The organism is uncultured Kiloniella sp. (genome assembly GCF_937128705.1).
Lineage (GTDB): Bacteria > Pseudomonadota > Alphaproteobacteria > Kiloniellales > Kiloniellaceae > Kiloniella.
In genome coordinates, this window is the sequence record NZ_CAKZMP010000073.1 from 1 (window position 1) to 4,855 (window position 4,855).

The 4,855-nt window shown below is 42.5% G+C and carries 4 protein-coding genes and 1 pseudogene; 3 read left to right on the forward strand and 2 right to left on the reverse strand.

The features are described from left to right. Window positions 1-1,105, reverse strand: a 1,105-nt coding sequence (locus Q0241_RS04350; protein ID WP_299373696.1) for a TonB-dependent receptor, incomplete at its 3' end; no start/stop codon positions are given. A 355-nt stretch (window positions 1,106-1,460) separates the two neighbouring features. Between Q0241_RS04350 and Q0241_RS04355 the strand changes: the two genes are divergently transcribed. The 3 genes and pseudogenes from Q0241_RS04355 to Q0241_RS22520 all read left to right on the forward strand — a co-directional run. Continuing rightward, entirely contained in the window at window positions 1,461-1,811 is a 351-nt protein-coding gene (locus Q0241_RS04355; protein WP_299373699.1) for a glycogen/starch synthase, read from the forward strand. Beyond that, a complete protein-coding gene (gene glpD, locus Q0241_RS04360; RefSeq protein ID WP_299373705.1) occupies window positions 1,732-2,937 on the forward strand; it encodes a glycerol-3-phosphate dehydrogenase in 1,206 nt (401 codons plus the stop codon). The genes Q0241_RS04355 and glpD overlap by 80 nt, the downstream gene beginning before the upstream one ends. Before the next feature lie 52 nt (window positions 2,938-2,989). Beyond that, window positions 2,990-3,460, forward strand: a pseudogene (locus tag Q0241_RS22520) (ATP-binding cassette domain-containing protein); the annotation flags it as partial. Between the two features lie 174 nt (window positions 3,461-3,634). On the opposite strand, the gene Q0241_RS22525 reads toward Q0241_RS22520, so the two are convergent. Continuing rightward, the coding region (locus Q0241_RS22525) for an AMP-binding protein (protein WP_366941147.1) at window positions 3,635-4,855 on the reverse strand (1,221 nt) is incomplete at its 5' end.

Here is a 4,855-nt window from a genome sequence, read left to right on the forward strand (position 1 = left end):
ATTCGTAATATGGATTTATATTTATGGTGTGCCGCGCTCTTTCAAATGAATTTTCTGAAACCATCATTTCATCTAAATTTAGAGAAGTTATTGACGTATTGCTTTTAGATATTCTTTCGGAATTGGAATTATTGTAACGCACTCCAAAACCTATGGAATGTTTATCGTTTATATAATAATCTAAACTTCCACCAAGTCTGAATGTTTTAGGATTATAAGGTTCTATCGTCGCTTGATTATAAGTTGTTTCCTCTTGCGAATTAGGATCTTGCACTATTCGTTTTATAAATAAATCGTCTCGCCACGTTGGGCTAGATTGCCCAGCATTTGCCTGCCAGTTTAGTTTGTTTTTATAACTCGCCACCGCAAAGCTTGTACCATGCTCAAAACCTTCATCTTCCCCAACCCAAGCATTTACACTACCGTGAGTTCCTAAACGCACGTTTTTCTTTAAAATAATATTAATTATTGGCCCAGAGCCTTCTGCATCAAATTCTGCTCCGGGTTGCTCTATTAATTCTACTTTCGAAATATTATCGGCAGGTAAATCCCGCAACAATGTTTCAACATCCATATAACTTGTGGTTTTACCGTTTATTAAAATTCTAACATCACTTCTGCCTGCAAAATTAATTCCGTTATTTGTTACAATCAATCCGGGTACACGTTTTATAACATCTTCTAAATTAGAGTTAATCATTTCAGATTTTTCTAAATCTACTATCAGTTTTTCTGCGGTTTGCCGTATAACGGGTCGTTTACTTTTAACTACAACTTCGTTTAGGATTTGCGACTCTTCTTTTAAAATAAAATCCAAATTTTTTGTGTTCAACAATTCAAAAACTTCAGACTTTTTTGTTTCAAAACCCAAAGTGGAAACTACTATATAATACTTTTCTTTTAAAAGATCATCAAAAATATAAGTCCCTTTTTCATTGGAAACAACGCCTGTTAGAACTTCTTTAGAGTCTGCATTGTGTAGCACAACATTTACATACTCTAAAGGTTTATTGTTTTCGTCTGTTATTGTGCCTGAGATATTCTGTGAAAAAGTTAGCGGTACACTAAAAAAAATCAAGAAATAGATTAATACTTTTAATTTCATAACTGTTCGGTTTAAGATTGATAGTACGAAACTGGTTTTAAAAACCATTGTATAGAAGCCATTTCTGATGAATCGGGTTAAAAAAAGGTTGAACTAATACTATAATTCTATAAAACAAAATGACATTTAACGGCAAACGATTAAACCTTTATTAATGTAAAAGTGTTTTTATTAAAACGAGGACTACAATTTAATTACATATTTGCGATTTTATCAACCTTTTTGTTGTTAACATCAAATTTTCGCTCATATTATTAATCAATCAGGCAAAAGACTGCATTTTCTTCAAAAATGGGGTTTCAATAAAAATGTAAAGTATAATTTTGTATGTTTATTAAAACGCATAAAATATAAAATGAAAATAATTCATCTAAGCGCGGAATGCTATCCAATTGCCAAAGTTGGCGGGCTAGCAGATGTTGTTGGTGCTTTACCAAAGTATCAAAATAATTCTGATATTTCTTCTCAGGTTATTATGCCTTTTTATGATATAAAATTTACTAAAGCACATACTTTTGAAGCTGTTTTCTCTTCCTTTTTAGAATCAGGAATGCACCGTACTCCAAACGAAATTGATGACGAAAATTCCACACAACAAATCACAACGGCCCGGTTGGCTTATTCGTATTGGACTTTTCTTGTACGACAATCTCGGCGGGCGGAAAAAGCTGCCAGCAAGTCACGGATTAAATCTGAAAACCGATGAAGCAGGATCTCCTTTGAAAGAAGGATTTGCAAAAGGTTTTGAGTATTCTGACTGTTGGGTTGATGATGCGCGCCTAGTTGCGTTGAATGCGATAGATGCCCGGGATAAAGGGGCAGATATTCATTGTCGGACCCGGTGTGTGGATGCGAAAGTCAAAGAGGGTATTTGGAATCTTACCTGTGAAAGCACAAATGATGGCGATCGACAGATCATCAAAGGTAAGGTTCTTGTAAATGCTTCTGGCCCGTGGGTATCGAAGTTCCTGAATGAAGAAATGGAAAGTTCGTCTCATCATTCTATACGAATGGTCAAGGGAAGCCACATTGTCGTTCCAAAGCTGTTTGACCATGATCGCTGTTATATTTTCCAGAATGACGACAAGCGTATTGTTTTTGCTATTCCCTATGAAAAGGATTTCACGCTGATCGGGACCACTGACGAAGATTTCCAAGGTGACCCTGCTGATGTTAAAATTTCTCAGGACGAAGTTGAATATCTTTGCCGCCTGTCAAACAGCTATTTCAAAACGTCGATTTCTTCAAATCAGGTTGTTCATACCTATTCTGGTGTTCGCCCGCTTTATGACGATGGTGCAAGCCAGGCACAGGAAGCAACACGTGATTATGTCTTGAAAGTTGACGAGCTTGATGGCGCCCCTGCCCTGAATATTTTTGGTGGGAAGATCACGACGTATCGTCGTCTGGCAGAACATGCCATTGAAAAACTTTCTGGATTTTTCCCTGAAATTGGGGGAGCTTGGACTCAGGGCGCTACCCTTCCCGGCGGCGATTTCCCGTGTGAGCAGGCAACTGAACAAGTTTCTAAATTACAAAAAGAATACCCGTTTATAACAAAAAGCCATGCAGAGCGGTTGATACGGAGTTACGGAACCCGTTATTCGCTTTTACTTGGTAATGCTACGTCGCTAGAGGATTTAGGTCAGAATTTCGGAGCTGATCTTTATGAAGCAGAAGTGCGTTATCTGATGATCCATGAATGGGCGCAGAAAGCGGATGATGTACTGTGGCGTCGAAGCAAACTAGGACTGAGAATCAAGGGAGCAGACAAGGAAGCACTATCCGAATGGATGGCGCAGAATATTAAAAAACTGGCAAAAGCCAGCTAAACAAAAATAGAAAAACAAAACCAACTATAAAGTTGAGTTTCGTGGGGTTGAAATGACGTTATCTCTAGAGAATATCTGGAGGACGGTCGGAGACGAAGTACACATAGCTGAGGCAAACCTCAGTCTGGAGCGTGGTACGCTTAACACTCTTCTCGGACCGACCCTTTCAGGTAAAACCAGTTTGATGCGGCTTATGGCCGGCTTGGATAAGCCGACTAAGGGACGTATTTCCTTTGATGGTATTGATGTAACAGGCGTTCGGGTACAAGATCGCAATGTTGCTATGGTTTATCAGCAGTTCATCAACTATCCGGCATTGACAGTGTACGAGAACATTGCGTCTCCGTTACGTATTGCCCGCGCTCCGGCTGACGAGATTGATCGTAAAGTTCGTGAAGCAGCTGCGATGATGAAGCTGGAACCAATGCTGGATCGAACACCGCTTGAGCTTTCAGGTGGTCAACAGCAGCGTACAGCCTTGGCGCGTGCCATGGTTAAAGGTGCTGACCTAGTTCTTTTGGATGAGCCGCTGGCGAACTTGGACTACAAGTTGCGTGAAGAGCTTCGCGAAGAATTGCCACGGGTTTTTGCTGAAACCGGCGCGATCTTTGTCTATGCGACGACCGAACCAACAGAGGCACTGTTGTTAGGTGGTAACACCGCGACATTGCACGAAGGCCGGATTACCCAGTTCGGATCAACAATCGACATCTATCGCAATCCTAGTGATTTGTTGACTGCCGACGTTTTCTCTGATCCACCGATCAATACCTTGCCCGTTAGTATTAAGGGTGGTGTGGTTAGTCACGGCGAAAAATTCTCTGCGCCGACCAGCGGTGTCTTGTCTCAGGTTGGGGATGGTGATTACACATTGGGCTTCCGTCCTAATCATCTGCACATCGACAGTGATCCGAGCATGATCTCTTTTAAAACCAAGGTTGCGGTTACAGAGATCACAGGGTCTGAAAGCTTTGTGCATGTAGATTTTGCAGACCAACGCTGGGTTAGCCTTACCCATGGAGTGCAGGAAATTGACTACTGCACGATGCGGGATTTCAACACCTTTGGGCGTGCCTGTTGTACCGGACGTAAAGATCACATAAGCCGTGGCCTCTGGATCAATCGTGATTGGTGCCGGTTGCCCCCCCATCGGGGTTGTTTTGGCATCAATGATCGCCAAACCCATATCCGCTGCATAGTCCAAACCAGCCGGCGTATCGGTTACAATCGCGGACACCTTGCCGGTTTCCAGGATTAACTGCAAACGTGCTTTGGGTTGTGTTGGATCAAGCGGCAAATACGCATGACCAGACTTCAGAATTGCCAGCAAGGTAACCACCAATTCTACGGACCTATCCATCGAAACAGCAATCCGCGCACCTGTACCAGGCACTTGCGCCTGAATTTGGGCTGCAAGCGCATCAGCTTTCTGCATCAGCTGCGCATAGCTCAGCGTTGCGTCACGATCTTCAAGTGCAATTGCGTTTGGATGTGCTTGCGCCGTGGCAGCCACCAGTGTTTGCACCATCGCAGTGCGATCAAAATCACCGTAGCCTTCTGCCCGCACAGTCGGCGTTTTGGACAATTGAAGGTCCGCAACGCGCTGGTCAGCATTCACTGCAATTTCATTCAAAACTGTTTCAAAATGCTCCATCCAACGGGTGATGGTTTGTGCTGAATAAACATCGCTGTTGTAATCCACATCAATCCGCAGGCCGTCTTTTCCCTCAATGACATTGAAAAACATATCAAAGTTCGATGCAGCTTTGGCATTTGGATAGGTGCGCATGCTCAGCCCACCCATGTTCAAATCTTCCGGCACTGTTTCCAGGTTGAACTGAATTTCGGTCAACGGCAAGCGGTTCAAACTGCGTGGCAGATCCAATTCCCGCACCATTGTTCCAAACGTATAATCCTG

What these genes read in the sequence shown, in the direction of transcription:
- Q0241_RS04355 (WP_299373699.1), top strand. Translation starts at nt 1,461, where the DNA reads ATGAAAATAATTCATCTAAGCGCGGAATGCTATCCAATTGCCAAAGTT.